Origin of the sequence: Siccirubricoccus phaeus, from assembly GCF_008360935.1 — a bacterium.
GTDB classification, from domain to species: Bacteria; Pseudomonadota; Alphaproteobacteria; order Acetobacterales; family Acetobacteraceae; genus Siccirubricoccus; species Siccirubricoccus phaeus.
This window is the reverse complement of record NZ_SRXO01000015.1, coordinates 21,878-46,794: the sequence shown is the minus strand read 5'-3', so window position 1 is coordinate 46,794 and position 24,917 is coordinate 21,878. Positions and strand designations below refer to the sequence as shown.

Sequence of the window (24,917 nt, the reverse complement as noted above, 5' to 3'; positions counted from 1 at the left end):
AAGTGGCCGATCCGGGTTCGGCCCGGGGGACGAGCGGAAACGGCGCGACGGCTGCGGAACCCCCAGGCACAGAGGATAGGGTGGCGGTCTGATGGCAGGGCCCATGGACGAGGAAGAGGTTGACCTCGGGATCAGCCTGGAAACGGTGGCGACGATCGTGGACCAGGCCCGCGCGCTGCAGGGGCAGGAGGAGGCGGGCGCCGAGGAGCTGGCCGAGGAAGATGACAGCGAGGCCGCCCAGCTCGGCGAGGAGAATGAGGAGCTGACCGAGGAGTCGCTGCACGACTTCATCGACCAGCTCAACGAGGATGAGCAGGCGGCGCTGATCGCTCTGGCCTGGGTGGGCCGCGGCGATTACGGGCCGGAGGAGTGGGAGGAGGCGGTGCGCCTCGCCGCCGAGCGGAACGAGGGCAGCGACGCCGGCACCTATCTGCTGGGGATGGAGATGCTGGGCGACCTGCTGGCCGAGGGCGTCGCGGCCTTCGGGCTCTCGATCGAGGAGGTGGACCGGTAGGGGCTGAGGAAGCACCCGCCAGGGAGGCGCGGAGCTCGGCCGGGGTTTTCCGGCCCGTGGGTTCAACCGGCAAACCCCCACCGGGGTCGGGGAGGGTGGTTCACCCCCCGGCGGAGGTGCAGGAGGCAGGGCCTCCCGCTGGGGCCTGGGACGAAGCCCCCCATCCCTACCCGACCACCGGCCCGCCCAGCGCCGCGATCTCCCGGATCAGCTTCCGCTTCACCGCATTGCCGAAGCTGTTGAAATCCTCCGCCACGATGACGAAGGCGCCGGGCCCGCCGACCACGCTTTCCTTGAAATACTCGTCCAGCGGAATGGGCGGCATGCGGCCGAAGGTCGGGCGGTCATTCACGATGGGCAGGCCGTTGATGGTGATGCCCTCCGCCACCACCCGGTCGCGCGCCAGCTCCACCGGGCCGCCGCTGTTGTTCACCCCGTCGCCCGACACGTCGATGACGCGGCGCGCCGCATCGAAGGGCGCCTCCGCCATCACGGTGCGGGAGAAATCCAGCGCGCCGGAGATGGAGGTCCAGGAGAGCGAGGCGCGCGGCGCCTCCGACAGCCGGTCCGACCAGAGCACCGCCTCCCGCTGGCTGGCGATGCGGGTCCAGGGAAGCACGAGGCGCTGATACTCCGCCCCCGCCCATTCCACATAGGCCAGGCCGATGGCGCCGATCATGCCGCCGCGAATGGCCTCCACCACCGTGGGGTCGGCGACGGCGTTGCGATAGCCCTCCCGCTGCAGCCTGGCCTCATCCTCATCCACCGAGCGGGAGACGTCCACGGCCAGCAGCAGCAGCACATCCACCGGGTCTCCCTGCGCCAGGGCAGGACGGATGGGCAGGGCCGCGGCGCCGGCCGCGGCAAGCAGGGAGCGCCGGCGCATGCCTGTAGCCTCCTTGACGTGATGCTGTCATGGAAGCGTGGGCGGCCGGTGGGGTTCAACACAGAAGGCAGAGATTACACGAATTACAGAATTACAGCCCGGCCAGCACCGCCTCCGCCACGCGCGCGACATCCGGCTGGGTCAGGTAGGGATGCATGGGCAGGGAAAGGCAGCGGGCGCAGAGATCCTCGGCGACCGGCAGAGGGGGCGGGCCGCCGGCCAGGCTGCCGGCATGGGCTTCGCGGTAGGCGGGCTGCAGGTGCAGCGGCTTCGGGTAGTAGATGGCGCTGGGGATGCCCGCCGCCTGCATCGCCGCCTGCACGCGGGTGCGGGCGGCCTCGTCCGGCAGCAGGATGGTGTAGATGCCCCAGGCGCTGGCGGCGCCGGGATATTCCTTCGGCGTCTGCACGCGGTTGCCGAGCGCCGCCTCATACCAGGCGGCGGCGGCGGCGCGGGATTGCAGCTCCTGCTCCAGCAGCGGCAGCTTGGCCAGCAGGATGGCGGCCTGGATGGAATCGAGGCGGCCATTCATGCCGGTGCGCAGCACCTCGTAGCGCGTCCTGCCCTCGCCATGGGTGCGGAGGGAGCGGTAGAGCTCCGCGCGCGCGGCGTCATTGGTGAGGATGGCGCCGCCATCGCCGTAACAGCCGAGCGTCTTGGTGGGGTAGAAGCTGCAGGCGGTGGCATGCGCCCATTGGCCGAGGCGCCTGCCGTTCAGCGCGCCGCCGAAGGCCTGGGCGGCATCGTCCAGGGTGAAGAGGTCGTGGCGCGCCGCAATGGCGTTCAGCGCCGGCCAGTCCACCGGCAGGCCGTAGAGATCGACGGCGATGACGGCGCGGGGCCGGAGGCGGCCCTCGCGGGCGACGAGGGCGATGCGGCGCTCGAGATCGGCAAGGTCGAGGTTGTAGCTGCGCGGATCGACATCGACGAAGACGGGGGTGGCGCCGAGGAGGAGCGGGACCTCCGCCGTCGCGGTGTAGGTAAAGGCGGGGAGGAAGACGGCATCGCCGGGGCCGATGCCCTCCGCCATCAGGGCGATCTGGATGGCATCCGTGCCGGAGGAGATTCCGACGGCATGGGCAGCGCCGGTGAAGGCGGCGAGCCGGGCTTCGAGCTGATCGACCTCCGGCCCCTGGATGAAGCGGCCATGGTCGAGGATGCGGCCGATACCGGCCTCGATCTGGTCGCGGATCAGGGCCTGCTGCGCCTTCATGTCGAAGAAGGCGATGGGACGGGGCGTGCTCATGGCGCCTGCATAGGCCCGGGCGGGCGCGGCGGCCAAATCACCCGGGGTTTCGGGGTGCAACATCAGGCCGGTTCCATCCAGCGGCGGATCCGGCGGCCGCGGGCGAGGCGCATCAGCCCATCCAGCGCGCGGAGCAGGGCGCGCGGGGCGCGCCAGCCGGGGTTGGCGGCGGTGCGCGCGATGAGGCCGGGCAGGATGGGGGAGAGGGTTTCGGACAAATCCGGGTCCGGCAGGAAATTCGGCGGGGCGGGCAGGGCGGAGAACAGGCGCAGCCGGCGGGCGAGCAGGATGGCGCGGAAGCCCATGAGGCGGATGCCCCGGCGGAAGGCGCAGCAGATGCGGTAGGCCAGGCGGCGGAGGATGGGCGGGCAGGTGGGGCAGGCGATTTCCACCAGCAGCCTTGCCCAGAGATTGGCGCGGGCCCAGCGGCGATAGGTGCGGCTGACGGTATCCGGCTTGCCGAATTCGGGCGGAAGCTGCCGCCAGGTGCCGCGGCCGCCGCCCGGGGCCTTCAGCAGGACGGCGCGGAAGATGGCATCCAGCCGGGCGCGCGTATCCACGGGCGGGCGGCCGGCGCGGGGGGCGAAGGAAAGGCCGCAGCCCTGGGCGGCGAGGAAGGGGGCGATGGCGTTCCATTCGGCATCACTCATCGGCGCCCAGGGGTGGGGCGGGGTGAGGCAGCGCATGGGGTCGAGGGAGAGGCGGTGGATGAGGGCGGTGAGGGGGAGGGGGGTGGGGAGGAGGGGGGTGGACATGGGTGGGGGCGCCGTGGGGTGGGGAACGGCGAAGGATATAGGAATATATTCCGTTTGTCAATGAGTCACACGAAAGATTGGAGGCTAAGTGCTCCCTGTCCGGCTCGGCTTACGGGAGGGGAGGGACGGCATTAACCAAGGTCGGTCGTAGACGGCTTGCATCAGATCTTAATTATCTGTCGGCCAGCGCGATACGCTAGTATTCCAAGGCATTATTGCCCAGCCTCGGAAGCCCGCTTATCGAATGCCGCAATATCAAGAATTGCTCGACGAACCGCCCGGTAGTCATCATCAGGAACCGTAAGATCGCCATCAGGGCTGAAAATAATTCCGTGGGAGAGAAAAGATGTCGGGTTGTTGACCGTGTTAATAAGGTCGACGTAGCATCCGTAATCAACTTTCCAGACACGATAGCGTACTCCGGGGTCATCCTTGGCTGAATAGGAGCGGCGAGCTATATGAAGAACCCGCTCGTCAAAAAGAAAATCTATTAGTTGATTTGATACTGAAACGTTCAGCAAAAAAGCCCGTGCTTTCTTTTCACCAATGACTTCGTCCCGAATCCAGTGCAAAAGCTCCTGCGCATTCTGCCGTGAGTCAAGATTCCGTTGCTTGTCCCGCTCAAACCAGTCTTTCGCAGCAGTGCGAACCTCGTTCATCGTGATTTTGCTGTCGTCAGACCGCATGGCAGCAAGTTGTAATATGTTAATGAAGTCACGTGCCACGCCTTCCGAGGCACGAACCAGCTCCGCAAATACGCGATCTTGGGAAAAGATATTAGCTATAACCGCCTTGGCGCTATCCTCTGCCAAACCGGCGTCGCCAGCGAAAGCAACAAGGTGTTTGTAAAGTAGCTCCCCAAAAAATTGGACAGCAACATCTGGGCTAACGTCATATACAAAATAATCGTCAAGATTGATATCAGCAGCGATATCGGAACCCAATTCTAGGCCCACCCGATCATTCGCGTTATCTGTACGAAATCTAGAGCGATATTCAATCGCGGCAATGTGCATACTAATATTCTGAATTGGTAAAATGGCCCGTCTGATGAAATCGGCCAAATATGGCTGTAGCTCTTCAGGAAGGGAACTCCATTCATCTAGTAGTATCAAAAGTCTGCCTGGAAAAACGGAGGATATATTATTAAGTATAGTGTATGCGTCCCCCATATTAACAGAAAGCCTGGGCTTCCCGGTAATCTTGGTTTCCCATTCAGCAGAATCTCCGCTCGTAATCTCGGTATTCATTGACGCCTTTGCATTACCGCCGATCAGTGAAGCCTTTGCCTCCAACCCTGTCTGAAGTCTTGCCGCTTCTGCTTGCGAAAGCTTGCCGCGGGTTTCCTGAGTTTCGGTCACGACTACAGTTCTGACGCAATCTTGTAAGCGGTCCAGTAGCGCTGGGATGCGCCTATCATCTAGCTTAGATTGGGGATCCGTAAAAATTTCAAGGATTCTATCGTGGATAGAGGACAGTAGATCGCGAATGAGCGTCGTGGCACGAGTGCTAGGGGATAAACTGAAATCGGAATAAATAGAATTGTTCGAACCGAGAGTACGAAGATCGATTAAGCAGGCAAAATCGCCGCGAGAAGTTGCGGCCGTGGCCATGTAGGAAAGGATATGGGTTTTCCCCGTGCCTCTTCTGCCAAAAATAACCCGGCTGTCTCGGCTTTTCAGAGCTCCATCGATTCGGCGAATTGCAACAAAGCTTCTTGCCTGCTCCTCAGGGGTGAGATCCTCGGCACGCTTCGAGATTTGCTGCAAAAGGTCGATGGCATTTTTCTTCGGTGCCTTGCGGAACATGTCCAGCAATCCCATCCCGACCGCCTTACGAATCATCTTCTGCAGGATGCCTTCGAACCAGCACGCCGGCAAGCACATCAAGGCTCCGGCGAGGCCGGTTTGGCCGAAAGTAGGAGCGGTGTAATACCTATTAGAGACGAGGTAAATTTACTTCCTGGTTCTATAGAGATACTGCACAGTATATTGCGAGATTGGGCTAGAAATTTTCACATTGATCGTTTAATTGGCGGAAGGGCGGATTGTTATGCTAGATTCCGGGGGGCCTTGGTGGGCCCCGCAAGGAGGGCAGCGCCCTCCTTGCGGGGGTTTCAGGGGGCAGCGCCCCCCTGACACATACGCCCTAACTCAATACCCCCTACGCCGCCCCCGCGCGTCCCGCACCCCCTGCTGGTACGCCCGGTCCGACGACCGTTCGGATTGCTCGTACAGATACCCCGCCCCGGCGCCGGCAGCGGTGCCCAGCAGTGCGCCCCAGCCGAGGTTGCCGCTGAAGGAGCCGATCAGCCCCCCCAGCGCCGCGCCGCCCAGCGCGCCGGTGCCGACATTGCGTTCTGTCCGCGTCGCGTTCTCACAGCCGCCCAGGCTCACGGCGGCCAGCAGGGCCGCGGCGGGCGCCATTCCACGCAGCTTGGTCATGGCCATGGTGCTCCTCCTCAACGGCTGGTCCGGGGGCGGCTGGGGGCCGCCTCCTGCGGGCAGGGGTAGGTGGCCTGGGCCCAGCGGAACAGCCCGTCCAGCGCCGGCTCCTGGTTGTATTGCGGGTTCTGCCGGGCCCATTGGGCGAAGGCGATGGCGCTTTCCGCCACCGTCGGCGCCGGGTTCGGCAGGCAGTAGAGCGGCCGGCGCCGCCCGCCCGGGCGGTGCAGCATGCTGTGGTACTGGCCGGCCGCCGTCATGTAGCCCTGGCAATAGGCGATGGCTTCCAGCCGCTGCGGGTCCTGCGCCGTCGGCAGGCAGATGGCGGCGAGGTCCGCGGTGGTACTGACGGAGGTCGGGGTGCCGCTGCCGCCCGTCCCGGGGCGCATCCCTGGGCTCGTCCCTTGGGCGAGGGCAGGCGTGGCGAGGCCGAGCCAGGCTGCCGCGAGGGCGGCCGGCAGGGTCATGGGTCGCATGACGTGCATCTTTCCTCCTGTGGTGCATCGGGGTTCGGGCAACCTGCCCAAAGCGGCGGGGCAGGGCAACCGCCCGCCGGAAGGCGGGGCGGGGCAATGGGTTGCGCGGGGGGTGGGAAGGCGGCGGGGCCGGGAGGGGGGGAGGGGCGGCGGAGTCGCAAGCGGCGGCGTGGGGCGCCTGGGCTATTGCGCCGCGCGGCTGCCCGCCCCGTCGGCGTTGTGGTCGAATTCCGGCACCAGCCGGCCGAGCTGCGCCAGCGCCGCCCGCGGCGCCCCGCCCCGCGCCGCGGTGGCGATCTCGTCGATGGCGCGGCCGACCAGGGCCGGGTCGGCGGTGCGCGGCGTGGCCACCAGCAGGCCGGGGAATTCCGTCGGGCGGGGCGGTTCCTGGCCGTGGAACAGCTCCTCATACAGTTTCTCGCCGGGGCGGAGGCCGGTGAAGCGGATCTCCACATCCTCCTCCGGCCGGAGGCCGGCGAGGCGGATCATGCGTCGCGCCAGGTCCACGATCTTCACCGGCTTGCCCATGTCGAGGACGAAGATGCCGCCCTCGCGCAGCTCCGGCGGCTGGTCGGCCCGGTCTTCCGCGCCGATGACGCTGGCCTGGAGGACGAGGCCCACCGCTTCCCGCACTGTCATGAAGTAGCGGCGCATATCGGGGTGGGTGACGGTCAGCGGCCCGCCGCGCTCGAGCTGGCGGCGGAACAGCGGCACCACGCTGCCGGTGGAGCCCAGCACATTGCCGAAGCGGACGGTGACGCAGCGCATGGCGCCGGAGGCGCCGGGGGGGTGATGGCCGGAGGCGCCGGGGGGGTGATGGCCGGAGGCGCCGGGGGGGTGATGGCCGGAGGCGCCGGGGGGGTGATGGCCGGAGGCGCCGGGGAGATGGTGGCCGGAGGCACCGGGGGGGTGATGGCCGGCGGGGCTGGGGGCACCCTGCGCGGCGGCGCCCTCGCCGGCGCGGGCGGCCATGTCCAGCGCCTGGCAGTACATCTCGGCAAGGCGCTTGCTGGCGCCCATCACGCTGGTCGGGTTCACCGCCTTGTCGGTGGAGATGAAGACCATGGCCCGGCAGCCCACCGCCCGCGCCGCATCGGCGACGATGCGGGTGCCGAGGGCGTTGGTCAGCAGCCCCTCCAGCGGGTCGTTCTCCACCATCGGCACATGCTTCAGCGCGGCGGCGTGGAAGACCAGCTCCGGGCGGATGTCCTCGAAGAGGCGGCGGATGCGGCCCTCGTCGCGGACATCGGCCAGCACGGCGCGGCGGGGCAGTTCCGGGTGGCGCTCCCGCAACTCCAGGTCGATTTCGTAGAGGACGTATTCGCCGTGATCCAGCAGGGTGAGCTGGGCGGGGCCGAGCGCCGCCACCTGCCGCGCCAGCTCGCCGCCGATGGTGCCGCCGGCGCCGGTGACGAGGACGCGGCGGCCCTGCACCAGCCGGGCCATGCCGTCGCGGTCCAGCGGCACTTGCGGGCGGTCCAGCAGATCCTCGATGGCGACGGGGCGGAGCTGGAGGCGGGGGCCGCCGGGCGGCGCCAGCCGGTCCGCGGCATGGGCGGCGGCGGGGTCGAGCGCGGTGACGGAGGGGGCGCGGCGGACCGGCACGCCATGGCGGTCGGCGGCGTCCAGCAGCGCCTCCAGCGCCGGCCCCTGGGCGTGCGGGGTGGCGAGGACGATGAGGGCGGGCAGCCGGCCCTCGGCGCGGAGGCGGTCGAGGATGGCGGCGGCATCCTCCGAGGTGCCGAGGATGGGGTGGCCCTGGATGCGCCGCCCGGCCTGGCGGGAGCGCATGGAGAGGATGCCGATGACGCGGTAGCTCGGCCGCCTTTCGCCGGCGAGGGCGCGGATGAAGAGGTCCGCCGCATCCCCGGCGCCGACCAGCAGCACGGGCTGGGCGCTGGCCTCGGCTTCGGCGGCGTGGCGGGTCTGCTGCAGCCGGCCGGCGATGCGCGGCAGGCCGAGCAGCATGCCGAGGACGAGGGCGTGCAGCGCGGGGAAGGCCGGGTTGGCCGGCCGCCAGGCGCCGAGCAGCAGCAGCCCGCCCCAGAACAGCAGGGCACCGAGCAGCGCGGCGCCGGCGATGCCCAGCAGGTCCCGCAGCCCGGCGAAGCGCCAGTATTGCTGCGGCAGCCGCACCGGCAGCCCGCCCAGCCCGAGCGCCAGGGCGGCGCCGGGGACGGCACCCGACCACCAGGCGGCCGGCGGCCAGTCGCCCGGCGTCGCCAGCAGCAGCGCCAGCGGCAGGGCCAGGCAGGCGAGCGCCGAATCGAGCAGCAGGTTGAGGAGGATGCGGTGCGGCGCGAGGCGGGCCATGCGGTTGCTATAGGCTGCTTCCTGCCCCGGCGCCACCGCCGGCTGGACGGCTGAAACGCGGGGAAATGCGTGGCTGGCCATGGCGCTCCCGGCCGTGGCTGAGAGGCGGTTCGAGGGTGGCGGCGGCCGCCTTCGCTGGCCGAAGCGGCAGGGGTATGGCGCGCGGCCTCGTTCGGCGCCTGGGCGGGCGGGCAGCGGCCGCTCCCGTCGGTCTTCAGCCCAGCAGGTCGCGGTACAGCGCCACCAGCCGCGCCGCCTCCGCCGCCCAGCCGAAGCGGCCGAGGGCGGCGGCGCGCCCGGCCTCGCCCAGCGCCTGGCGGCGGGCGGGGGAAGCGAGGCGGGCCACCGCCCCGGCGATGGCGGCGGCATTGCCGGTCGGCACCAGCTCGCCGCAGCCGGCCTCGCGCACCACCGTGGCGACCTCGGTGGCGAAATCCGGGGCGATGACGGGCAGGCCGGCCAGCATGGCGTCGAACAGCTTATGCGGCAGAGCGAGGGTGTGGTTCACCTCGCCCGGCTGGAACAGCACCAGGGCGATATCCGCCTCCGCCAGCCGGGCCAGGGCCTCCGCATGCGGCATCCAGGCAAGGGTCTCGATGCGGTCGGTCAGGCCGAGGCGGGCGGCCTCGGCGTGGAAATCGGCCTCGCTGCCATCGGTGAACCGGCCGATCAGGCGGAGCCTGGTGCCGGGCGGGCAGAGCGCCAGCGCCGCCAGCATCTGCGGCCAGCCGCGGCTGCGGCCGAGGGCGCCGGCATGCGCCAGCGTCACCGGCCCCGGGGCGTGGCGGCGGGGCGCGACCGGGCTGGGCAGGGCGTAATTCCGCACCGGCACGATACGGGCGCGACGGCCGAAATCCCCGGCGAGGCCGTCCTTCGCCACCACCACCGCATCGGCTAGCCGGCCGGCGATGCGGCAGGCCAGGCGGATCAGGCCACGCGCCAGGGGGCGCAGCGGCGCGGGCAGCTTGGCATTCAGCCGGGACGGGTAGTGCTCATGCACGTCGATCACGACGCGCGCGCCGGTGCGGCGGGCGGCGAGGAGGGCGGCGAACCAGGCATCCGGCTCGCTGGCATGGATCACGCGGGCGCCGCTGGCGGCGGCGCGGTGGGCGAGGGGAAGGATACCCAGCAGCCGGCCCCGCCAGCCGGAGGCGCGGCGATAGGTTTCCAGCATCACGCCGGAGACGGCGAGCGGCGCCGCGGCGCCGGGGGCACGATCAGTCTCCGACGCCGCGCCTACGGCGACGAGCGGCGCCGCGGCGCCGGGGGCATGATGGGTCTCCAACGCCATGCTGACGGCGACGAGCGGCGCCGCAGCGCCGGTGGCACGATGGGTCTCCAACGCCATGCTGACGGCGACGAGCGGCGCCGCAGCGCCGGTGGCACGATGGGTCTCCAACGCCATGCTGACGGCGACGAGCGGCGCTGCGGGGCCGGAGGCACGATGGGTCTCCGACGCCATGCTGATGGCGACGAGCGGCGCTGCGGGGCCGGAGGCACGATGGGTCTCCGACGCCTTGCCGGCAGCGGCGGACGGCGCCACAGCGCCGGGGGTAGGACGGGTCCCCGACACCCCGCCGGCAGCGGCGGGCGACGCCGCGGTCCCGGGGGTGCGATGGATCTCCAACGCCCCCCCGGCGGCGGCCGGCAATGCCGCGGCGCCGGGGGCGAGGTGGCGGATGCGCCAGCCGGCCTCGGCCAGGGCGGCGCCTTCCTTGCGGACGACGCGGATGTCGTCCGGGGGGTGGGCGGCGGAAAGCAGCAGGACATCCGGGGAGAGAGTGCCGCCTTCGGCGAGGCCCGGGCCCGGCGCACCAAGGCCCGCGGCGCCCGGGCCTCTGCGCTGCGCCGGAAGCGGCGGGCGGGGGAGGTGCCGCTCCAGCAGGGCGCGGAAGCGCCTGGTCCCGCGCGGTATCTCCGGTCCCGCCGGCGAGGTCGATGGCCGACCCAGCCATGGCGGGGCCGGGCCAGCCCCCGGCGCGGCCGGGCGAGGATCATCCAGCATCACAGCCACTCCCGCAGATGCGCGACCATCCGGGCGCCCGCCTGGCCGTCCCATAGCGGGATGGGCCGCGCCCTGGGCCATTCCCCCGCCAGCACCTGCCGCACCGCTGCCGGCAGGCCCGCCCGCGGCACCAGCCGGCTGCTGCCGAGCTCCAGCGTCACCGGCCGTTCGGTGCTGGGGCGCAGCGTCAGGCAGGGCAGGTCCAGCGCCGTCGCTTCCTCCTGCACCCCGCCGCTGTCCGTCGCCACCAGCAGGGCGCCGGCGAGCAGGGAGAGGAATTCCAGATAGGGCAGGGGCGGCAGCAGGGTGATGCCGGGCGGCACCGCCAGCCCATGCGCCGTCAGCCGCGCCCGGCTGCGGGGATGCAGCGGCCAGGCCAGGGGCAGCAGCGCGGCCGCCTCCGCCAGCGCATCCAGCAGCGGGGCGAAGGCGGCGGGGTCGTCCACATTGCCGGCGCGGTGCAGGGTGACGACGCCATAGCCAAGCGGCACCAGCCCGGCCGGCAGAGGCAGGTCGCGCGCCCGGGTCAGGTTGCGCAGCAGCGTGTCCACCATGCTGTTGCCCACGGCGCGCACGCCCGCAGGGGCGTGGCCCTCGGCCAGCAGGCGGGCGGCGCTCGCCGCGTCCGGCGCCCAGTGCAGGGTGGCGATGGCGTCGATGGCGCGGCGGTTGATCTCCTCCGGCATGTCCCGCTCGCCATTGCGCAGCCCGGCTTCCAGATGCGCGACCGGCAGGCCGAGCTTGCGGGCGGCCAGGGTGGCGGCGAGGGCGCCATCCACATCGCCGGGCACCACCACCAGGGCGGGGCGGCGGGGGCGCCACGCAGCCTCGGCGGCGATCATGGTGCGGCCGGTCAGCGCCGCATGGCTGCCGCCGCCCACGCCGAGGGCGATCTCCGGCGGCGGCAGGCCGAGAGCGGCGAGATGGGCGCCGAACATGGCCTCGTCATGGTGCTGGCCGGTGTGCAGCAGCACCGGGCGCAGGGGCAGGCCGGCGCCGGCCAGGGCATGCCAAAGTGCGGCCAGCTTCGGCAGGTTGGGGCGGGCGGCGGCGACGAGATGCAGTTCGCTCATGGGGGCTTCGCCCCCAAACCCCTACCAGGGGCTCCGCCCCTGGACCCCGCCGGGGGGTGGACCACCCCCCGGACCCCGGTGGGAGTCTGCAGGTTGAACCGCAAACTCGGACCGGGGTCCGGGGCCAGGTCCTGGCCCCGGCGGGGGCTCGGGGGCAGCGCCCCCGACACCACCTGGCAGAACAGCTCCGCCAGCACCCGCCGGTCCCACCGCGCCTCAGCCTGCGCCCGCGCCGCGGCCCCCAGCGCCGCCCGCCGTGCCGGGTCCGCCGCCAGCCCTGCCAGCGCCGCGGCCAGCGCCGGGACATCCCCCGGCGGCACCGCCACGCCGCAGGCGCCGAGCGGATCCGCCTCCAGCAGCCGCGCCGCCCGGCCGCCGAGATTGGCTACCACCGGCAGCCCCGCCGCCAGGTAGTCCATCAGCTTGTTCGGCGAGGTCCATTCGGCGAAGGCCGGCACCGGCGCCAGGCACTGCACGCCGATCTGCGCCCCGGCCAGCAGCCCGGCCAGCCGCGTCTTCGGCATCGGGTCGAGGAAATCCACCCGCCGCAGCCCGAGCGTCGCCGCCCGGGCGCGCAGCCGGGGTTTTTCGGCACCCTCGCCCACCAGCAGCAGCCCCGGCCCGGCGCCTTGCCCCGTCCCCCGGGCCTCCAGCAGCCGGGCGGCGGCCAGCAATTGGTCCAGCCCGTTCGCCGCGCCATGCGTCCCGGCATAGACGGCCAGCACCTCCGCCTCCCCCACCCGATCCGGCCGCCAGGGCGTGGCGGCGGGGCCGAACAGCGCGGTGTCGCAGCCATTCGGCAGCACGCTCACCCGGCCGGGCGCGGCGCCATGGGCGATCGCCGTCTCCGCCATGCCTTCGCTCAGCGCCACCACGGCGGCGGCGCGGCGGCAGGCGGCATCGGCCAGCCTGTCCATGGCCCACCAGGCGGCGGGGCCGCCGCCCACCCCCATGGCGCGCGGCAGCTCCGGCCAGGGGTCGCGGATCTCGAAGACGAAGGGGGTGCCGCGCTGCGCCTGGGCGGCCAGCGCCGGCAGCGCCACGGTCAGCGGGGTGGAGGAGGCGATGACCAGGTCCCAGTCCTCCCGCAGCGCCAGCCCGGTGGCGGCGGCGGCAAAGCGCAGGAAGGCCGCGGTGCGCGCCGCGAAGCCCTGGGCATTGCCGCAGGGGATGGCGAATTCCACCACCCGCACCCGTCCCACCCGCCCCTCCCGCCGCCCGCCCTCGAAGGGGCCGGCAAGGCCGGTGGCGGCGCCGGCATATTGCCCGCAGGCGATCGTCACCTGGTGCCCCCGCGCCGCCAGCGCCGCCGCCATGGCGAGGCTCCGCGTGCCGGTGGCGCCCTCGGCGGTGGAGAAATGCTGGTGCAGGTAGAGCAGCCGCATTTCCGGCCCGCTCAGCCGCGCCAGAGGCCGCGCAGCACGCCGATCACCCGGTGCTGCTGCGCCGGCGTCAGCCCGCTGCCGGAGGGCAGGCAGAGCCCGGTGGCGAAGAGCCGCGCCGCGACCGCGCCGCCCACCCGCGGCGCGCCGCGGAACACCGGCTGCCGATGCAGCGGCTTCCACACCGGCCGCGCCTCGATCCCGGCGGCGGCCAGGGCGCGGCGGGCGGCCTCGCGGCCCGGGGCGCCGGATTTGGGGTCGAGCGTGATGGCGGTGAGCCAGCGGGTGCTGCGGCCCCAGCCGGGTTCCGGCATGAAGCCGAGGCCGGGCAGCCCGGCGAGGCCGGCCTGGTAGCGCTCGAAGATCGCCCGCCTTGCCGCGACCCGGGCGGGCAGGGCGGCGAGCTGGGCCAGGCCGACCGCCGCCAGGATGGAGGACAGGCCGTAGGAGAAGCCCGTCGTTGCATGCTGGTAGTGCGGCGCCGGCTCCTTCGCCTGGGCGGCGAGGTGGCGAGCGGCGTCGATCAGCGCCTTGTCCTCGCTGGCCAGGGCGCCGCCGCCGCCGGCGGTGACGATCTTGTTGCCGTTGAAGCTGAAGGCGGCGAGCCGGGCGCCGCGCCCGGCATGCTTCCCATGCTGGACGGCGCCGAGGGATTCCGCGCTGTCGCACAGCACCGGCACGCCCCAGCGGTCGCAAAGCGCGGTGATGGTGTCCAGCTCGCAGCTCTGGCCGAACAGATCCACCGGCACCACCGCGCGGGGCAGGGCGCGGCGGCGGGCGGCGCGGGCCAGCTCCCGCTCCAGCAGGTCGGGGTCCAGCGTCCAGCTTCCGGGGGTGACGTCGAGGAAGCGCGGGGTGGCGCCCATCTGCACCGCCGGGGCGATGGTGGCGATGTAGGTGAGGGAGGCGGTCCAGACCTCCTCCCCCCGTTCCAGTCCCAGCACCCGGTAGCCGAGATGCAGCGCCGCCGTGCCGGAGGCGAGGGGCGCGACGAAGGGGAAGCCGGTGACGGTGCCGATGGCCTCGGCGAAGGCTTCCGGCACCGGGCCGGCGGGGGCGACCCAGCCGCTGTCCAGCGTCGCGCCGAGGGCGGCGAGTTCCCCGCCCGTCAGATGCGGGGGCGAAAGGAGGATCCGCTCCGTGCCATGGAGGCTGGCGGCGGGCGGTGATTCGGCCCGCGCCGGGCGGGGAAAGGCGAGCAGAGGCGTCATCGCAGCCGAAACGGGTGACATCCTGGCTCACCGCCGCTTGGTCCGTGGCGCAACTATATTGAATGCGAATCGTGATGCAAGCTTCCGGCGAGTTCTCCCGGCTGGATTCAACTGAGAAGCGTTAATTGCGCGTAAAAACGTTACTCAGGCGTCGTTTTCCTGTGCAGATTCGGGGCGAGGTCCGGGGAGAAGCCTTCCCCCCGGCGGAGGGGCAGCGCCCCCGATCTTGTCGGGCCGCCGCGCCCTGGCCCGAATCGCCGCTCAGGCCGTGCCGACCGCCCCGCCTTCCGCCCGCCGGGACTGCCAAAGGGCGACGAAGTCGATCGGCGCCAGCATCACCGGCGGGAAGCCGCCGTCGCGGGTGATGTCCGCCAGGATGTTGCGGGCGAAGGGGAAGAGCAGCCGGGGGCATTCCACCAACAGCACCGGCTCCAGCACCTGCTGGTCCACGGTGACGGTGAAGATGCCGCAATAGGTCAGCTCCGCGATGAAGCAGGTCTGGTTCTCCGCCTGGGCGTCGGCGCGGATCTGCAGGGAGACCTCGTAGACATTGCCGCCCTCCTGGATCGGCCGGGCCTGGACGTCGAGCTGCAGATCGACCCGCGGCTGCTCCCGGAGGGTGGAGAAGATCTGCGGCGCGCCCGGGACCTCGAAGGAGAGGTCCTTGGTATATTGCAGGTTGAGCACCAGCGGGCCCTGGGGGGCGGGCTGGCCGTTCATCGGGGGCAGGTCTGACATGGCGGGCCTTTCTTGCCGGGCCGGGGAAGGGAGGTGAGGGGTGATAGCCCCGCGGCGGGTGGGCGTGCATCCCCGCGGGTGGAAAGCGGCGAATCAGGGGATGAAGCGGGGGCCTTGCGGGGCGGCAGGCAGCAACCCGCCAGGCGGCACCCCCGGCCCCGGCCCTCGCCCGCAAGGCGGGGGAGAGGCGGTCAGGGCTTCAGGGCGGTGTGATGGGACAGGCGCCAGATGATCTTCTCCGGCGCCGGGGCGGTGGGGTCGCAGCGGAGGATCTGGCCATTCACCACCCGTTCGCCGGTCATCGCCAGGATGAAGCCCCAATGCGAGACCACGAGCGTGTCCTGCCAATCCGCCAGCGCCGCCATCTCCGCCCGGAACAGCCGGGCGCGGGCCTCGATCTGCTCGTCCGGCTCCTCCACCATCGGCCACCACACCTCGTCCAGCTGCGCCAGGTCGAGTTCCGGGAAGGCGAGGGCGAGCTGGGTGCGGGGGGAGCCGATGTCGCAGGAGAAGGCGTAGCGTTCCCGCACCGTCGGCGTGACATGGATGGGAATGCCGAGGCGCCGCGCGATGGGCGTCGCGGTCTGGATGGCGCGGGTGTAGGGGGAGGCGATGATGCGCCTTATGCCCTCATTCGCCAGCGCCTCCGCCGCTTCCTCCGCCTGGGCCATGCCGAGCGGGGTGAGCTTCGGGTCGGGGATGCCGGGGTCGCGCCTGGTCGCGGTGAAGTGCAGGTTGAACTCGCTCTGCCCGTGACGCAGCAGGATCATCGCCGCCCGGCCCCCTCTCTGGGTTCCTGGCCGCGATACAGGCGCGGGGCGGCGGCCGCAAGCCCGGGCAACGGGGGCGGCCGGGCGGGGGCACGGCGCGTATGGGGCGGTCCGCGCGTTCAGGCCCGGACGATGCAGCCCGAGGGGGGGCGGCCGCGCCTCTCGCCCCCCTCCCCGGGGCATGCTGCGGCGCGGCGGTTGCGGCGGCCCTGCGCGGCCCCTAGATAGGTGAAAAGGAGTCCATCATGGGCGGCGGCTTCCCGATCGAACTGATTCTCTTCGCCATGATCGCGGCCTTTCTGGTGCTGCGGCTGCGCAGCGTGCTCGGCCGCCGTACGGGGTTCGAGCGGCCGCCGGCACCCGAGGCGCGGAACGGGAATTACGACCCGCGCGGCGGCCGCGTGCTGGAAGGCGAGGCGCAGGAGGTGCGCCCGGCCGCGCCGCAAGGCGAGGCGGCGAAGCGCGTGGTGCCGGACCCGCGTACCCCGCCGGGCCAGGCCCTGGCGCGCATCGCCGCCGCCGACCGCAACTTCCAGCCGGAGCGCTTCCTGGACGGGGCCGAGAGCGCCTTCCGCATGGTCATCCAGGCCTTCGCCACCGGCGACCGGCAGACGCTGCGCGCCCTGCTTTCCGACGAGACCTATGGCGGCTTCGAGCAGGCGATCACCACGCGGGAGCAGGCGGGCGAGCAGCAGCGGACCGAGCTGCGCGCGGTGCACGAACTGGCCATCGAGGAGGCGGACCTGCGTGGTAGCGTCGCCGATGTCACCGTCCGCTTCGTGACCGACCAGATCAACATGACGGTCGGGCGCGGGGGCGAGGTGGTGGCGGGCAGCGATGCCATTACCGAGCTGACCGATCTGTGGACCTTCCAGCGCGACCTGACCTCCGCCGACCCGACCTGGAAGCTGGTCGCGACGCGCAGCCTGTAGCGTCCCGGGAGGTCGCTGCGCGGCGTCGTGGGAGGGCCGGCTTGGCGGCCTGGGACGGCGTTGGGCGCCTGCCCGGAGGGGATGGGTCGGCTGCCGGCGACGCAGCGGCGCGTTTGCGCGCGGGCGCCGGGCCTGCTCCCCATGTCCCTGCTCCCCATGTCCCTGCTCCCTATGCCGGCGGGCGGTGCTTGCCTGGAGCGGCCGGGCCGGCGCCCGGTGAAGCCGCCGCGCAGGCCTCTGGCGGCCCTGGACGGGCGCTGGCCTCGCCGCACCGCGCATCGCCCGGCGGGGCAAGGCCGCGCCCGGCGCGCGGGCGGCGCTGGCCGGGCCGGGGCCTCCTGGCGGCGCGGGGCGTGGCGGCCCTGGCGCTGCTGCTGGCGCTGGCCGCCGCCGGGCGGGCGCAGGAAGGACCGCGGGCGGTGGGCTTCGCCGCCCTGCCGGGCTGGCCGGGCGAGTCCCCGCTGGCCGCCCTGCCGCCCTGGCTGGCCACCTGCCGGGCGCTGGCGGGCTGGGCCGCGGAGCGGCCGCTGGGCGGCGCCGGCAGGCTGGGCGAATTGGGCGGGGCCGCCGCCCTCTCCGCCGAGGCCTGCCGCGAGGCCGGTGCCTTCGCCGCCACGCCGCCGCCCGCCTCCGCCGGGCCGCGGCGCCGCCGCCTGACCGCCGCCGCGGCGCAGCGCGCGGCGCGGGCAGCGGCGCTGCGCCGGCTGATCGAGCGGCACTACCAGCCCTTCGCCATGGGGCGCGGCCTGCTGACCGGCTATTACGAGCCCGAATTGCGCGGCGCCGAATACCCGACCGGGGAATACCAGGTGCCGCTGCTGGGCCTGCCGGCGCCGCGGCCCGCGCTGCCGGATCGCGGCGCGATCGAGGAGGGGGCGCTTGCCGGGGAAAGGCTGGAGATCGTCTTCGTGGACGATCCGGTGGATGCCTTCTTCCTGCAGATCCAGGGCTCCGGCCGGGTGAAGCTGCATGACGGGCAGGTGCTGCGGCTGGGCTATGCCGGGCAGAACGGCCACCCCTACCGGTCGGTCGGCCGCTTCCTGATCGAGCGCGGGGAGGTGCCGAAGGAGCAGATGTCCATGCAGGCGATCCGCGCCTGGCTGGCATCGGCCTCGCCCGGGGCGGCGGGGGCGCTGCTGCGGCAGAACCCGGCCTATGTCTTCTTCCGCCGGGTGGAGGGGCTGCGGCCGGAGGAAGGGCCGCTGGGGGCGCTGGGCGTGCCGCTGACGCCGGGCCGGTCCCTGGCGGTGGACCCGGCCTTCATCCCCTTCGGCGCGCTGGTTTACGTGGTGACGAAGGACCCGGTGGACGGCCGGCCGATCCGTCGCCTGGTGCATGCGCAGGATACCGGCGGCGCGATCCGCGGGCCGGCGCGCGGCGATCTGTTCTGGGGCTGGGGGAAGCCGGCGATGGAACGGGCCGGGCTGATGAAGGAGGAGGCGGAGGTCTTCGTGCTGGTGCCGCGGGCGAAGGCGGCGCTGCAGGCGGCGACGCGCGCGGCGGGGGCGGCCGCCTCCCCGCCGGCGGCCGCCGGGAGCGCCGGCCACCGCCGTTCCGGACCGCGCTGAGGGCTGCCCGGGTGAGAGTTGCCCGGGTGAGAGTTGCCCGGGTGAGAGTTGCCTGTGTGAGAGTTGCCTGTGTGAGGGTTGCCGGGCGAGCCCCCTGGGCAGGGGCCTCGCCACCTGCCCCCCTCGATGGCGGATGGCGGTTCCCGCCGCCCGGCCCGCCCGGCGCGCGCCGGAGTCACGCCGCCTTGCTGCCGCTCCTGGCCGCGTCGCGCTCCAGGCTGCCGCGGTACAGCGCGGCGATCAGGTCGGATTGCGCGATGATGCCGGCAAGCCGCCGCTCCTGGTCGATGACCGGCACGTGCCGGACCCCCGCATCGGCCATCAGCGGCACCAGCTCGGCGACATGCGTGCCCTCCGCGACCGTGCGGATGCCGCGCGGCATGATCTGGCCGACCACCTCCGGCCGGTCGGCATGCATCGTCGTCACCCGGCGGATCAGGCGCTGGAACCGCGCCCCCAGCCCGTCGAAGCTGTCCAGCTCCGGGCTCCTCATGAAGTCCACATCCGAGACCAGGCCGATCACCCGCCGCGCCGGGTCGATCACCGGCAGGGCCCGGATGTCGTGCCGGCGCAGCAGCCGCCAGGCCTCCGCCAGCGGCGTGCCGAATTGCACGGCGACCACGTCGCGCGACATGATCTCGGCGCAGGTGATCTCCCCGAAGCGGCGCCGATAGGCATGCATCTCGGCCTGCTGCAGCAGGCTGTCCAGATCGTCGCGGCTGACGTCCAGGACCTGGTCGTATTGCCGCAGGATGGCGTCGACATCCTCCGCGCTGACGCCGAGCCGCTGCGTCGGGGTCCGGTCGGCGGTGTGATGCGGATTGGCCCGGGGCGCCGGCCGGGGATGCGGGTAGGGGCGGCGCGTCGCCATGTGGAAGCCGATCGCGGCGAGCAGGAGCATCGCCGAGTTCAGCGCCACCGGCGAGAGCGCGAATTGATACCCGGCCCCGGTCACCGCCGGCCCGCCGAGCACGGCGGTGAGGGCGATGGCGCCGCCGGGCGGGTGCAGGCAGCGCAGGGCGAACATCGCCCCGATCGCCAGGGCAGCGGCCAGGGGCGCCGCCAGCAGCGGGTCCGGGACCCATTGCGCGCAGGTGATGCCGACCAGGGCGGAGACGGTGTTGCCGCCGAGGATCGGCCAGGGCTGCGCCAGCGGGCTGGCCGGCACGGCGAAGAGCAGGACGGCCGAGGCCCCGAGCGGCGCGATCAGCAGCGGCAGGCCGGCGCCGAGGCCGGCGAGGCGGGTGCAGGCCAGCCCGGTGAGCAGCAGGCCGAGCAGGGCGCCGGCGCAGCCGCGCAGCCGCTCCGCCGTGCTGGCGGTCATCGGGGCCGGCAGGAAGCCCCGCAGCCAGTCGCGGATCATTCCCCGGTAAGGCCCGGCGCATCCGGCGGCACGCCGGCGGCGGCGCCCAGGGGAGCGTCCGGGGGAGCGTCCGGGGGAGCGTCCGGTGGGGCGTCCGGTGGAGCATCCGGCGGGGCGAGGCCGAGCCGCGCCGCCATGGCTTCCCGGTTCGGGGTATGCAGCAGGTCGGCCAGGGTCCGGCGGTCCAGCACGGCGAGGAAGGCGCCCAGCGCCTCCCCCAGCAGGGATTGCAGCCGGCAGACATTGACCAGCGCGCAGCCGCTGCCCCCGGCCGGCGCCTGGAAGCAGGCGACCAGGGCCATGTCCTCCTCGGTGAAGCGCACCACCTCGCCGACGCTGATCTCCTCCGGCGGGCGGGCCAGCCGCAGCCCGCCCCCCTTGCCGCGTGTCGTCTCCAGGAAGCCGCCCCGGCCGAGATTGTGCACCACCTTCACCAGGTGGTTCTCCGAGATGCGGTGCGCCTCGGCGATCTCCCGGATGGAGACGCGCCGGCCTGGCCGCAGCCCGAGATAGATCAGCGCGCGCAGGGCGTAGTCGGTGTGGAGGGTGAGCCGCATGGGGAAGGTGTAGCGCCTTTACATCTTTTGGCCAGGGCTTCATAAGGTGTGCGCTTCATGCACCTTTGAAGGCCGCCATGCCCCGACAGCTCAGCGATCAGACCATCTCCATGGTGAAGGCGACGGTTCCGGCCCTGGAGGCCCATGGCCTCGCCATCACCCGCCGCATGTATGCGCGGATGTTCCAGAACCCGGACATCCGGGACCTGTTCAACCAGTCGCACCATGGCGAGACCGGCGCCCAGCCCAAGGCGCTGGCCATGGCGGTGCTGGCCTATGCGCGGAACATCGACAATCTCGGCGTGCTGACCGCCGCGGTGGAGCGGATCGCCCAGAAGCATGTCGGGCTGAACATCCTGCCGGAGCACTACCCGCATGTGGCGGAGGCGCTGCTCGGCGCCATCCGGGACGTGCTGGGGGAGGCGGCGACGCCGGCGATCCTGGCGGCCTGGGGGGAGGCCTACTGGTTCCTGGCCGATGTGCTGATCGGCCGCGAGCAGCAGATTTACAAGGAACAGGCCGGCGCGCCCGGCGGCTGGACTGGCTGGCGCGACTTCGTCGTGGCGGAGAAGCGGCAGGAAAGCGAGATCATCGCCTCCTTCCGCCTCGCCCCCGCCGATGGCGGCGCGGTGCTGCGGCACAAGCCCGGCCAGTACCTGACCTTCTGGCTGGAGATCCCGGGCCAGGCGCCGCTGAAGCGGAATTACAGCATTTCCTCCGCCCCCGATGACGCGGAATACCGGATCACGGTGAAGCGGGAGCCGCGGGGCGTCGCCTCCAACTGGCTGCATGACGAGGTGCAGCCGGGCGCGCGGCTGAAGGTGGGCGCCCCGGCCGGCGAGTTCTTCCTGCCGACGCGGCCGGAGCGGCCGGTCGTGCTGCTCAGCGGCGGCGTCGGGCAGACCCCGCTGCTGAGCATGCTGGCGGCGGTGGCGGCGGTGCGGCCGGAGGTGGCGGTGCAGTTCGTCCATGGCACGCTGTCCGGCGCGACCCATGCGCTGGGCGGGGAGGCGCGGGCGCTGGCGGCTGCCTCCGGCGGCAGGATCGGTGTCACGACCTTCTATGACTGCCCGCGCCCCGAGGACCGGCAGGGGCGGGATTATGATGTCGAGGGGCGGATCAGCCTGGACTGGCTGCGCGCCCATACGCCGGTGGCCGAAGCGGATTTCTATTTGTGCGGGCCGCGGGAATTCCTGCGCGTCTTCGTGAATGGGCTGGTCCGGCTGGGCGTGCCGGCGGCGCGGATCCACTACGAGTTCTTCGGCCCGGCGGACGAGCTGCTGGCGGCCTGAGGCGCCGGGCGCAGGGGGCGCGCTTCGCCGGACGGCATGCGGCACCGGCGAAGCGTGTCCCTGCGGCCGACCTTATCACGGGAATGGTCTCGCATGGGGAGGGGCACTACCGGAAGGCTGGGCGGCCGGCCTCGCCAGAGGCCGTTTGCGCCCATGCTCGCCGTCCATAGGCCGCGGTCGGTCCCGAAAACGGACTTGGCATGCCCCCGTTCCGGGCTGACCGGAGGATCCGGTATTCACTCCGTCTTCGCCCTCAACGTTCTGTCGACCGGGCAATCGCGGCATGTATCCGCGTCGCAAAGCCGGCAGACAGAATACGCATCATCGTCATTGCGGATCAGGCCGGCGAGCAGCTTGTCGGTGAGCAATCCAAGGGTTTGACGCTCGTCCTCGTCCAGGATGCTCAGCGCGCGCGCCATGCGGCGTTGACGTGCGCCGAGGATCGCGTCGCACCTTCGATCCCCGGCCTCGGTCAGATGCAGCGCGACCGCACGGCGGTCGGTAGGGCTGGGATGACGAACCACCAGAGCGTCCTCGACGAGACGGTCGATGAGGCGCACCGCGCCGGGATGTGAGAGCCGGAGAGCCCGTCGAAGTCGCTCGATCGTCATGCCCGGCTCGTGGCGAAGGAGCGCAATCGCGGCCGCGGCCGGGCCCGGCTCGGGCGCCTGGTCCTGGGCCTCCTGCAGCAGCGCATCCGAGAGCGCCAGCGCCAGGGCTCCGACCGTGTTCTCGATTCTGTCATCACTCATGGGCGCAAAAATATATGCGCGAAGCATAGACATCAAGGCGGCGCCCATATATATGCTTCGCGCATACAAAAAGCGGAGACACCATGCTGCATGATCTCGGAATTGCATCGGACCGGGCGATCGCCCGGATCGATCGCCTCGTTCCTGCCGAGCGCATCACGGCCATCGGGCGTGCGATCGCTCTCGCCGGTATCGTCCTGCCCCTCTTCCTGATCGGCATCCTCAAATTCACTCCCATCGAGGTCGAGGTCCTGAAGCCCCTCATCGGCGGCACGCCGTGGCTTTCCTGGCTCTATCCCGTCTTCGGCGAAGCCGGGGCCGCGGCCCTGCTCGGCGTGGTCGAGGTGTTCACCGCGGCGCTCCTCGTCGCCTCGCCCTGGTCTGCGCGCGCCGGCGTTCTCGGTGGTGCGCTCGGCGCCGCGACCTTCACCGTGACGGCTTCCACGATGCTCGCCCTGCCGATCTGGGAGGCGGGCTCGGGCGGCTTCCCCTTCCTCGATGCGACCGGCAGCTTCCTGATCAAGGACATTGCCATGCTGGGCGTGAGCGTCGTCGTACTAGGCGGCGGCCTCGTGCGGCTGCGGACCGGTTGAGGCAGCTTCTTCGGCAGGGTCGGGGTCGTGCCGCGCGCCCGTTTCCCGGCCGGCGTCGCCGAGGACCTCGCTTCCATCATGGGGTTGCGTTGGCGACGGACCCTGCCTCCTGGCCTCGACGGGGTGGGGATGGGGATCCTTGGCAGGGGCCCCACCGAGTTCACCGAGCCGCTTCGCAGGCGCAAGAGGCGGCAGGCTGGAGCATCGTCATCGCGCGCCGAGATGCGGTGTGAAACGTGCCAGCACAGCGCGTGTCCGACCGCTGCGTCCGCTCCGGCAGACGGTGCAACCGGAAGCGGACCTTCCGGAATCGGCCGGAACACGCCGGTTCCGCTAAGCTCCCGCCGGGGTCCGGGGAGGGGATTCCCCCGCGAGGAGCGAGGGCAGAGCCAAACGGGCCCGGGGACCTAACTCCGCCTACGCCCACCCCACCCCATGCGCAGCCACCGCTTTCCCCGCCGTCTCCCCCGCCCTATCTTCCGTTCCATGTCCCAAACCCGGCCGCGCGTCGCCCTCTTCGTCACCTGTCTCGTCGATCTCTACCGGCCGAATGTCGGGTTTTCCGCCATCGCCCTGCTGGAGGAAGCGGGCTGCGAGGTCGTCGTCCCGCCGGCCCAGACCTGCTGCGGCCAGCCCGCCTACAACACCGGGGACCGCGCCACGGCGAAGGACCTTGCCCGCGCCGTCATCGATGCCTTCCTGCCCTATGACTACACCGTGGTCCCCTCCGGCTCCTGCGGCGGCCAGATCGGCCACCACTATCCCGGCCTCTTCGCCGAGGACCCGGAATATCGCGGCAAGGCGGAGCGGCTGGCCGCGAAGACGCATGAGCTGGTCAGCTTCCTTGCCGATATCCGCGGCCTGAAAACCCCCCGCGCCCGCTATGAGGGCGTCGTGACCTATCACGACAGCTGCTCCGGCCTGCGCGAGCTCGGCATCAAGGCGCAGCCGCGCGCCCTCCTCGCCGCCATGCCGGGCGTGACGCTGAAGGAGATGGCGGATGCCGAGATCTGCTGCGGCTTCGGCGGCACCTTCTGCGTCAAGTATCCGGACATCTCGACGCGCATGGTGGCGGACAAGGCGAAATCCATCGCCGCGACGGGGGCGGAGACGCTGCTCGCCGGCGATCTGGGCTGCCTGCTGAACATGGCCGGCCGCCTGAAGCGGGAAGGCCTGCCGGTGAAGGTCCGGCATGTGGCGGAGGTGCTGGCCGGCCGGACCGAAGCCGCCCCGCCGATCGGAGAGGCATGATGAGCGCTGCGTTGCAGATCCCCGAGGCCGATGCCCTGTTCCAGGCGGTGACCGCCGAGGGCTATGCGCTGCTGCGCGGTGGCCCGCTCGCCGCCCGCCTCGGCCTCTCCGGCCCCGAGCTGGACGCCTTCGCCGGCAGCTGGGCGCGGCTGGAGACCGACCGCTTCATGGCCGATGGCGGCCTCTACCGCCGCCGCCGCCATGCCAATTTCACCGCGGCATGGGGCCAGCCCGGCCACCGGCGGAACCCGCACCGGCCGCATTTCCAGGCGGTGGTGCACAACAGCCTGAATGGCGGGGTGGAGCGCTGGTTCGCCCCGGTGGAGGACGCGGTCGCCGCCGGCGCGCCGCTGCAGGCGATGCTCGACCTCGGCCGCAGCGTCGCGGATGCCGGCAGCCCGGGCCATGACTGGTTCGTCGAGATGCACCAATTCCGCATCGAGGCCGCGGCGCATATGCCCGGCTACCCGACGCCGGAGGGGGTGCACCATGACGGGGTGGACTACGTCCTCATCAGCATGATCGCCCGCACCAACCTGGCGGGCGGGGAGACGCTGATCACCGATGACGACCAGCGGGAGCTGGCGCGCTTCACCCTGCTGGACCGGCTGGACACCGCCTTCGTGGACGATGTGCGGGTGATGCATGGCGTCACCCCGGTGGAGCCGGCCGACCCGGCCCTGCCCTCCTGCCGGGATGTGCTGGTCCTGACCTGGAAGCGCATTTGATACACGCTGTCACGGAAATTTGGACGGAATATTCTCGACCCGGCCTCGGTCCTCATCTAGAAAGCATC

The 24,917-nt window shown here is 71.7% G+C and carries 23 protein-coding genes; 7 read left to right on the top strand and 16 right to left on the bottom strand.

Going from position 1 to position 24,917, the window contains the following annotated elements:
- Positions 1-103: 103 nt before the first annotated feature.
- The gene (locus E5N76_RS19715; protein WP_235907786.1) at positions 104-514 is read left to right on the top strand and encodes a DUF3775 domain-containing protein; all 411 of its coding nucleotides are present in this window, start codon (positions 104-106) and stop codon (positions 512-514) included.
- A gap of 166 nt (positions 515-680) precedes the next feature.
- Here E5N76_RS19715 and E5N76_RS19710 read toward each other — a convergent pair whose 3' ends face one another.
- The 13 genes from E5N76_RS19710 to E5N76_RS19650 form a co-directional block, all read right to left on the bottom strand.
- Positions 681-1,400 carry a DUF1194 domain-containing protein gene (locus E5N76_RS19710; protein WP_149539034.1) on the bottom strand — a complete coding sequence of 240 codons (720 nt, stop codon included), beginning with the start codon at positions 1,398-1,400 and terminating at the stop codon, positions 681-683.
- A gap of 91 nt (positions 1,401-1,491) precedes the next feature.
- Positions 1,492-2,646 carry a DegT/DnrJ/EryC1/StrS family aminotransferase gene (locus E5N76_RS19705; RefSeq protein ID WP_149539033.1) on the bottom strand — a complete coding sequence of 385 codons (1,155 nt, stop codon included), beginning with the start codon at positions 2,644-2,646 and terminating at the stop codon, positions 1,492-1,494.
- Between the two features lie 62 nt (positions 2,647-2,708).
- Entirely contained in the window at positions 2,709-3,401 is a 693-nt protein-coding gene (locus tag E5N76_RS19700) for a transposase (protein ID WP_187830285.1), read from the bottom strand.
- 212 nt (positions 3,402-3,613) lie between these two features.
- Positions 3,614-5,245 carry an ORC-CDC6 family AAA ATPase gene (locus E5N76_RS19695; RefSeq protein ID WP_149539032.1) on the bottom strand — a complete coding sequence of 544 codons (1,632 nt, stop codon included), beginning with the start codon at positions 5,243-5,245 and terminating at the stop codon, positions 3,614-3,616.
- Positions 5,246-5,554: 309 nt separating this feature from the next.
- On the bottom strand, positions 5,555-5,851 hold the full coding sequence (locus E5N76_RS19690; RefSeq protein ID WP_235907785.1) for a glycine zipper domain-containing protein: 297 nt from the start codon (positions 5,849-5,851) through the stop codon (positions 5,555-5,557).
- Positions 5,852-5,862: 11 nt separating this feature from the next.
- Positions 5,863-6,321, bottom strand: coding sequence for a Rap1a/Tai family immunity protein (locus tag E5N76_RS19685; RefSeq protein WP_149539031.1), 459 nt, complete (start codon positions 6,319-6,321; stop codon positions 5,863-5,865).
- Positions 6,322-6,504: 183 nt separating this feature from the next.
- Positions 6,505-8,634 (bottom strand): polysaccharide biosynthesis protein, encoded by a 2,130-nt coding sequence (locus E5N76_RS31275; RefSeq protein WP_149539030.1) that lies wholly within the window; start codon positions 8,632-8,634, stop codon positions 6,505-6,507.
- 214 nt (positions 8,635-8,848) lie between these two features.
- Positions 8,849-10,096, bottom strand: coding sequence for a glycosyltransferase (locus E5N76_RS19675; protein WP_207792032.1), 1,248 nt, complete (start codon positions 10,094-10,096; stop codon positions 8,849-8,851).
- Positions 10,097-10,638: 542 nt separating this feature from the next.
- Entirely contained in the window at positions 10,639-11,712 is a 1,074-nt protein-coding gene (wecB, locus tag E5N76_RS19670) for a non-hydrolyzing UDP-N-acetylglucosamine 2-epimerase (RefSeq protein WP_187830283.1), read from the bottom strand.
- Positions 11,709-13,097 (bottom strand): glycosyltransferase family 4 protein, encoded by a 1,389-nt coding sequence (locus tag E5N76_RS19665; protein WP_149539028.1) that lies wholly within the window; start codon positions 13,095-13,097, stop codon positions 11,709-11,711. Before E5N76_RS19665 ends, wecB begins: the two co-directional genes overlap by 4 nt.
- An 11-nt stretch (positions 13,098-13,108) precedes the next feature.
- Positions 13,109-14,305: a DegT/DnrJ/EryC1/StrS family aminotransferase gene (locus E5N76_RS19660; RefSeq protein WP_149539027.1), complete on the bottom strand. Its 1,197-nt coding sequence runs from the start codon at positions 14,303-14,305 to the stop codon at positions 13,109-13,111.
- Between the two features lie 261 nt (positions 14,306-14,566).
- Positions 14,567-15,043, bottom strand: a complete 477-nt coding sequence (gene secB / locus E5N76_RS19655) for a protein-export chaperone SecB (RefSeq protein ID WP_187830282.1) — start codon at positions 15,041-15,043, stop codon at positions 14,567-14,569.
- A gap of 191 nt (positions 15,044-15,234) precedes the next feature.
- A complete protein-coding gene (locus tag E5N76_RS19650) occupies positions 15,235-15,813 on the bottom strand; it encodes a histidine phosphatase family protein (RefSeq protein WP_149539026.1) in 579 nt (192 codons plus the stop codon).
- 245 nt (positions 15,814-16,058) lie between these two features.
- Here E5N76_RS19650 and E5N76_RS19645 point away from each other — a divergent pair, with 245 nt between their 5' ends.
- Both E5N76_RS19645 and mltA read left to right on the top strand, forming a co-directional pair.
- Positions 16,059-16,745, top strand: a complete 687-nt coding sequence (locus E5N76_RS19645) for a Tim44/TimA family putative adaptor protein (RefSeq protein ID WP_149539025.1) — start codon at positions 16,059-16,061, stop codon at positions 16,743-16,745.
- 353 nt (positions 16,746-17,098) lie between these two features.
- Entirely contained in the window at positions 17,099-18,313 is a 1,215-nt protein-coding gene (mltA, locus tag E5N76_RS19640; protein ID WP_235907784.1) for a murein transglycosylase A, read from the top strand.
- A gap of 175 nt (positions 18,314-18,488) precedes the next feature.
- On the opposite strand, the gene E5N76_RS19630 is transcribed toward mltA, so the two are convergent.
- Together E5N76_RS19630 and E5N76_RS19625 are read right to left on the bottom strand one after the other, a co-directional pair.
- Complete coding sequence (locus tag E5N76_RS19630; protein ID WP_149539024.1) at positions 18,489-19,676, bottom strand: HPP family protein; 1,188 nt, start codon at positions 19,674-19,676, stop codon at positions 18,489-18,491.
- Positions 19,673-20,233, bottom strand: coding sequence for an RrF2 family transcriptional regulator (locus E5N76_RS19625; RefSeq protein ID WP_149539023.1), 561 nt, complete (start codon positions 20,231-20,233; stop codon positions 19,673-19,675). The genes E5N76_RS19630 and E5N76_RS19625 overlap by 4 nt, the downstream gene beginning before the upstream one ends.
- A 77-nt stretch (positions 20,234-20,310) precedes the next feature.
- Here E5N76_RS19625 and hmpA point away from each other — a divergent pair, with 77 nt between their 5' ends.
- Positions 20,311-21,525: an NO-inducible flavohemoprotein gene (hmpA, locus tag E5N76_RS19620; protein WP_149539022.1), complete on the top strand. Its 1,215-nt coding sequence runs from the start codon at positions 20,311-20,313 to the stop codon at positions 21,523-21,525.
- Between the two features lie 236 nt (positions 21,526-21,761).
- Here the strand turns inward: hmpA and E5N76_RS19615 are convergent, their stop codons facing one another.
- Positions 21,762-22,277, bottom strand: a complete 516-nt coding sequence (locus E5N76_RS19615) for a MarR family winged helix-turn-helix transcriptional regulator (RefSeq protein ID WP_187830281.1) — start codon at positions 22,275-22,277, stop codon at positions 21,762-21,764.
- A gap of 83 nt (positions 22,278-22,360) precedes the next feature.
- On the opposite strand from E5N76_RS19615, the gene E5N76_RS19610 reads away from it, so the two are divergent.
- The 3 genes from E5N76_RS19610 (at position 22,361) to E5N76_RS19600 (ending at position 24,849) form a co-directional block, all read left to right on the top strand.
- Positions 22,361-22,870, top strand: coding sequence for a DUF417 family protein (locus tag E5N76_RS19610; RefSeq protein ID WP_149539020.1), 510 nt, complete (start codon positions 22,361-22,363; stop codon positions 22,868-22,870).
- Between the two features lie 486 nt (positions 22,871-23,356).
- Entirely contained in the window at positions 23,357-24,121 is a 765-nt protein-coding gene (locus tag E5N76_RS19605) for a (Fe-S)-binding protein (RefSeq protein ID WP_149539019.1), read from the top strand.
- On the top strand, positions 24,121-24,849 hold the full coding sequence (locus E5N76_RS19600; RefSeq protein ID WP_207792030.1) for a 2OG-Fe dioxygenase family protein: 729 nt from the start codon (positions 24,121-24,123) through the stop codon (positions 24,847-24,849). Before E5N76_RS19605 ends, E5N76_RS19600 begins: the two co-directional genes overlap by 1 nt.
- Positions 24,850-24,917 lie beyond the last annotated feature (68 nt).

Excerpts from the sequence above, each read along its gene's own strand:
- E5N76_RS19665 (WP_149539028.1), bottom strand. The coding sequence starts at position 13,097 with ATGCGGCTGCTCTACCTGCACCAGCATTTCTCCACCGCCGAGGGCGCC.
- E5N76_RS19685 (WP_149539031.1), bottom strand. The coding sequence starts at position 6,321 with ATGCGACCCATGACCCTGCCGGCCGCCCTCGCGGCAGCCTGGCTCGGC.
- E5N76_RS19625 (WP_149539023.1), bottom strand. The coding sequence starts at position 20,233 with ATGCGGCTCACCCTCCACACCGACTACGCCCTGCGCGCGCTGATCTAT.
- E5N76_RS31275 (WP_149539030.1), bottom strand. The coding sequence starts at position 8,634 with ATGGCCCGCCTCGCGCCGCACCGCATCCTCCTCAACCTGCTGCTCGAT.
- E5N76_RS19645 (WP_149539025.1), top strand. The coding sequence starts at position 16,059 with ATGGGCGGCGGCTTCCCGATCGAACTGATTCTCTTCGCCATGATCGCG.
- E5N76_RS19705 (WP_149539033.1), bottom strand. The coding sequence starts at position 2,646 with ATGAGCACGCCCCGTCCCATCGCCTTCTTCGACATGAAGGCGCAGCAG.
- E5N76_RS19695 (WP_149539032.1), bottom strand. The coding sequence starts at position 5,245 with ATGATTCGTAAGGCGGTCGGGATGGGATTGCTGGACATGTTCCGCAAG.
- E5N76_RS19715 (WP_235907786.1), top strand. The coding sequence starts at position 104 with ATGGACGAGGAAGAGGTTGACCTCGGGATCAGCCTGGAAACGGTGGCG.
- wecB (WP_187830283.1), bottom strand. The coding sequence starts at position 11,712 with ATGAGCGAACTGCATCTCGTCGCCGCCGCCCGCCCCAACCTGCCGAAG.
- E5N76_RS19710 (WP_149539034.1), bottom strand. The coding sequence starts at position 1,400 with ATGCGCCGGCGCTCCCTGCTTGCCGCGGCCGGCGCCGCGGCCCTGCCC.
- E5N76_RS19610 (WP_149539020.1), top strand. The coding sequence starts at position 22,361 with ATGCTGCATGATCTCGGAATTGCATCGGACCGGGCGATCGCCCGGATC.
- E5N76_RS19700 (WP_187830285.1), bottom strand. The coding sequence starts at position 3,401 with ATGTCCACCCCCCTCCTCCCCACCCCCCTCCCCCTCACCGCCCTCATC.
- hmpA (WP_149539022.1), top strand. The coding sequence starts at position 20,311 with ATGCCCCGACAGCTCAGCGATCAGACCATCTCCATGGTGAAGGCGACG.
- E5N76_RS19615 (WP_187830281.1), bottom strand. The coding sequence starts at position 22,277 with ATGAGTGATGACAGAATCGAGAACACGGTCGGAGCCCTGGCGCTGGCG.
- E5N76_RS19650 (WP_149539026.1), bottom strand. The coding sequence starts at position 15,813 with ATGATCCTGCTGCGTCACGGGCAGAGCGAGTTCAACCTGCACTTCACC.
- E5N76_RS19675 (WP_207792032.1), bottom strand. The coding sequence starts at position 10,096 with ATGGCGTCGGAGACCCATCGTGCCTCCGGCCCCGCAGCGCCGCTCGTC.
- secB (WP_187830282.1), bottom strand. The coding sequence starts at position 15,043 with ATGTCAGACCTGCCCCCGATGAACGGCCAGCCCGCCCCCCAGGGCCCG.
- E5N76_RS19660 (WP_149539027.1), bottom strand. The coding sequence starts at position 14,305 with ATGACGCCTCTGCTCGCCTTTCCCCGCCCGGCGCGGGCCGAATCACCG.
- E5N76_RS19605 (WP_149539019.1), top strand. The coding sequence starts at position 23,357 with ATGTCCCAAACCCGGCCGCGCGTCGCCCTCTTCGTCACCTGTCTCGTC.
- E5N76_RS19600 (WP_207792030.1), top strand. The coding sequence starts at position 24,121 with ATGAGCGCTGCGTTGCAGATCCCCGAGGCCGATGCCCTGTTCCAGGCG.
- E5N76_RS19630 (WP_149539024.1), bottom strand. The coding sequence starts at position 19,676 with ATGATCCGCGACTGGCTGCGGGGCTTCCTGCCGGCCCCGATGACCGCC.
- E5N76_RS19690 (WP_235907785.1), bottom strand. The coding sequence starts at position 5,851 with ATGGCCATGACCAAGCTGCGTGGAATGGCGCCCGCCGCGGCCCTGCTG.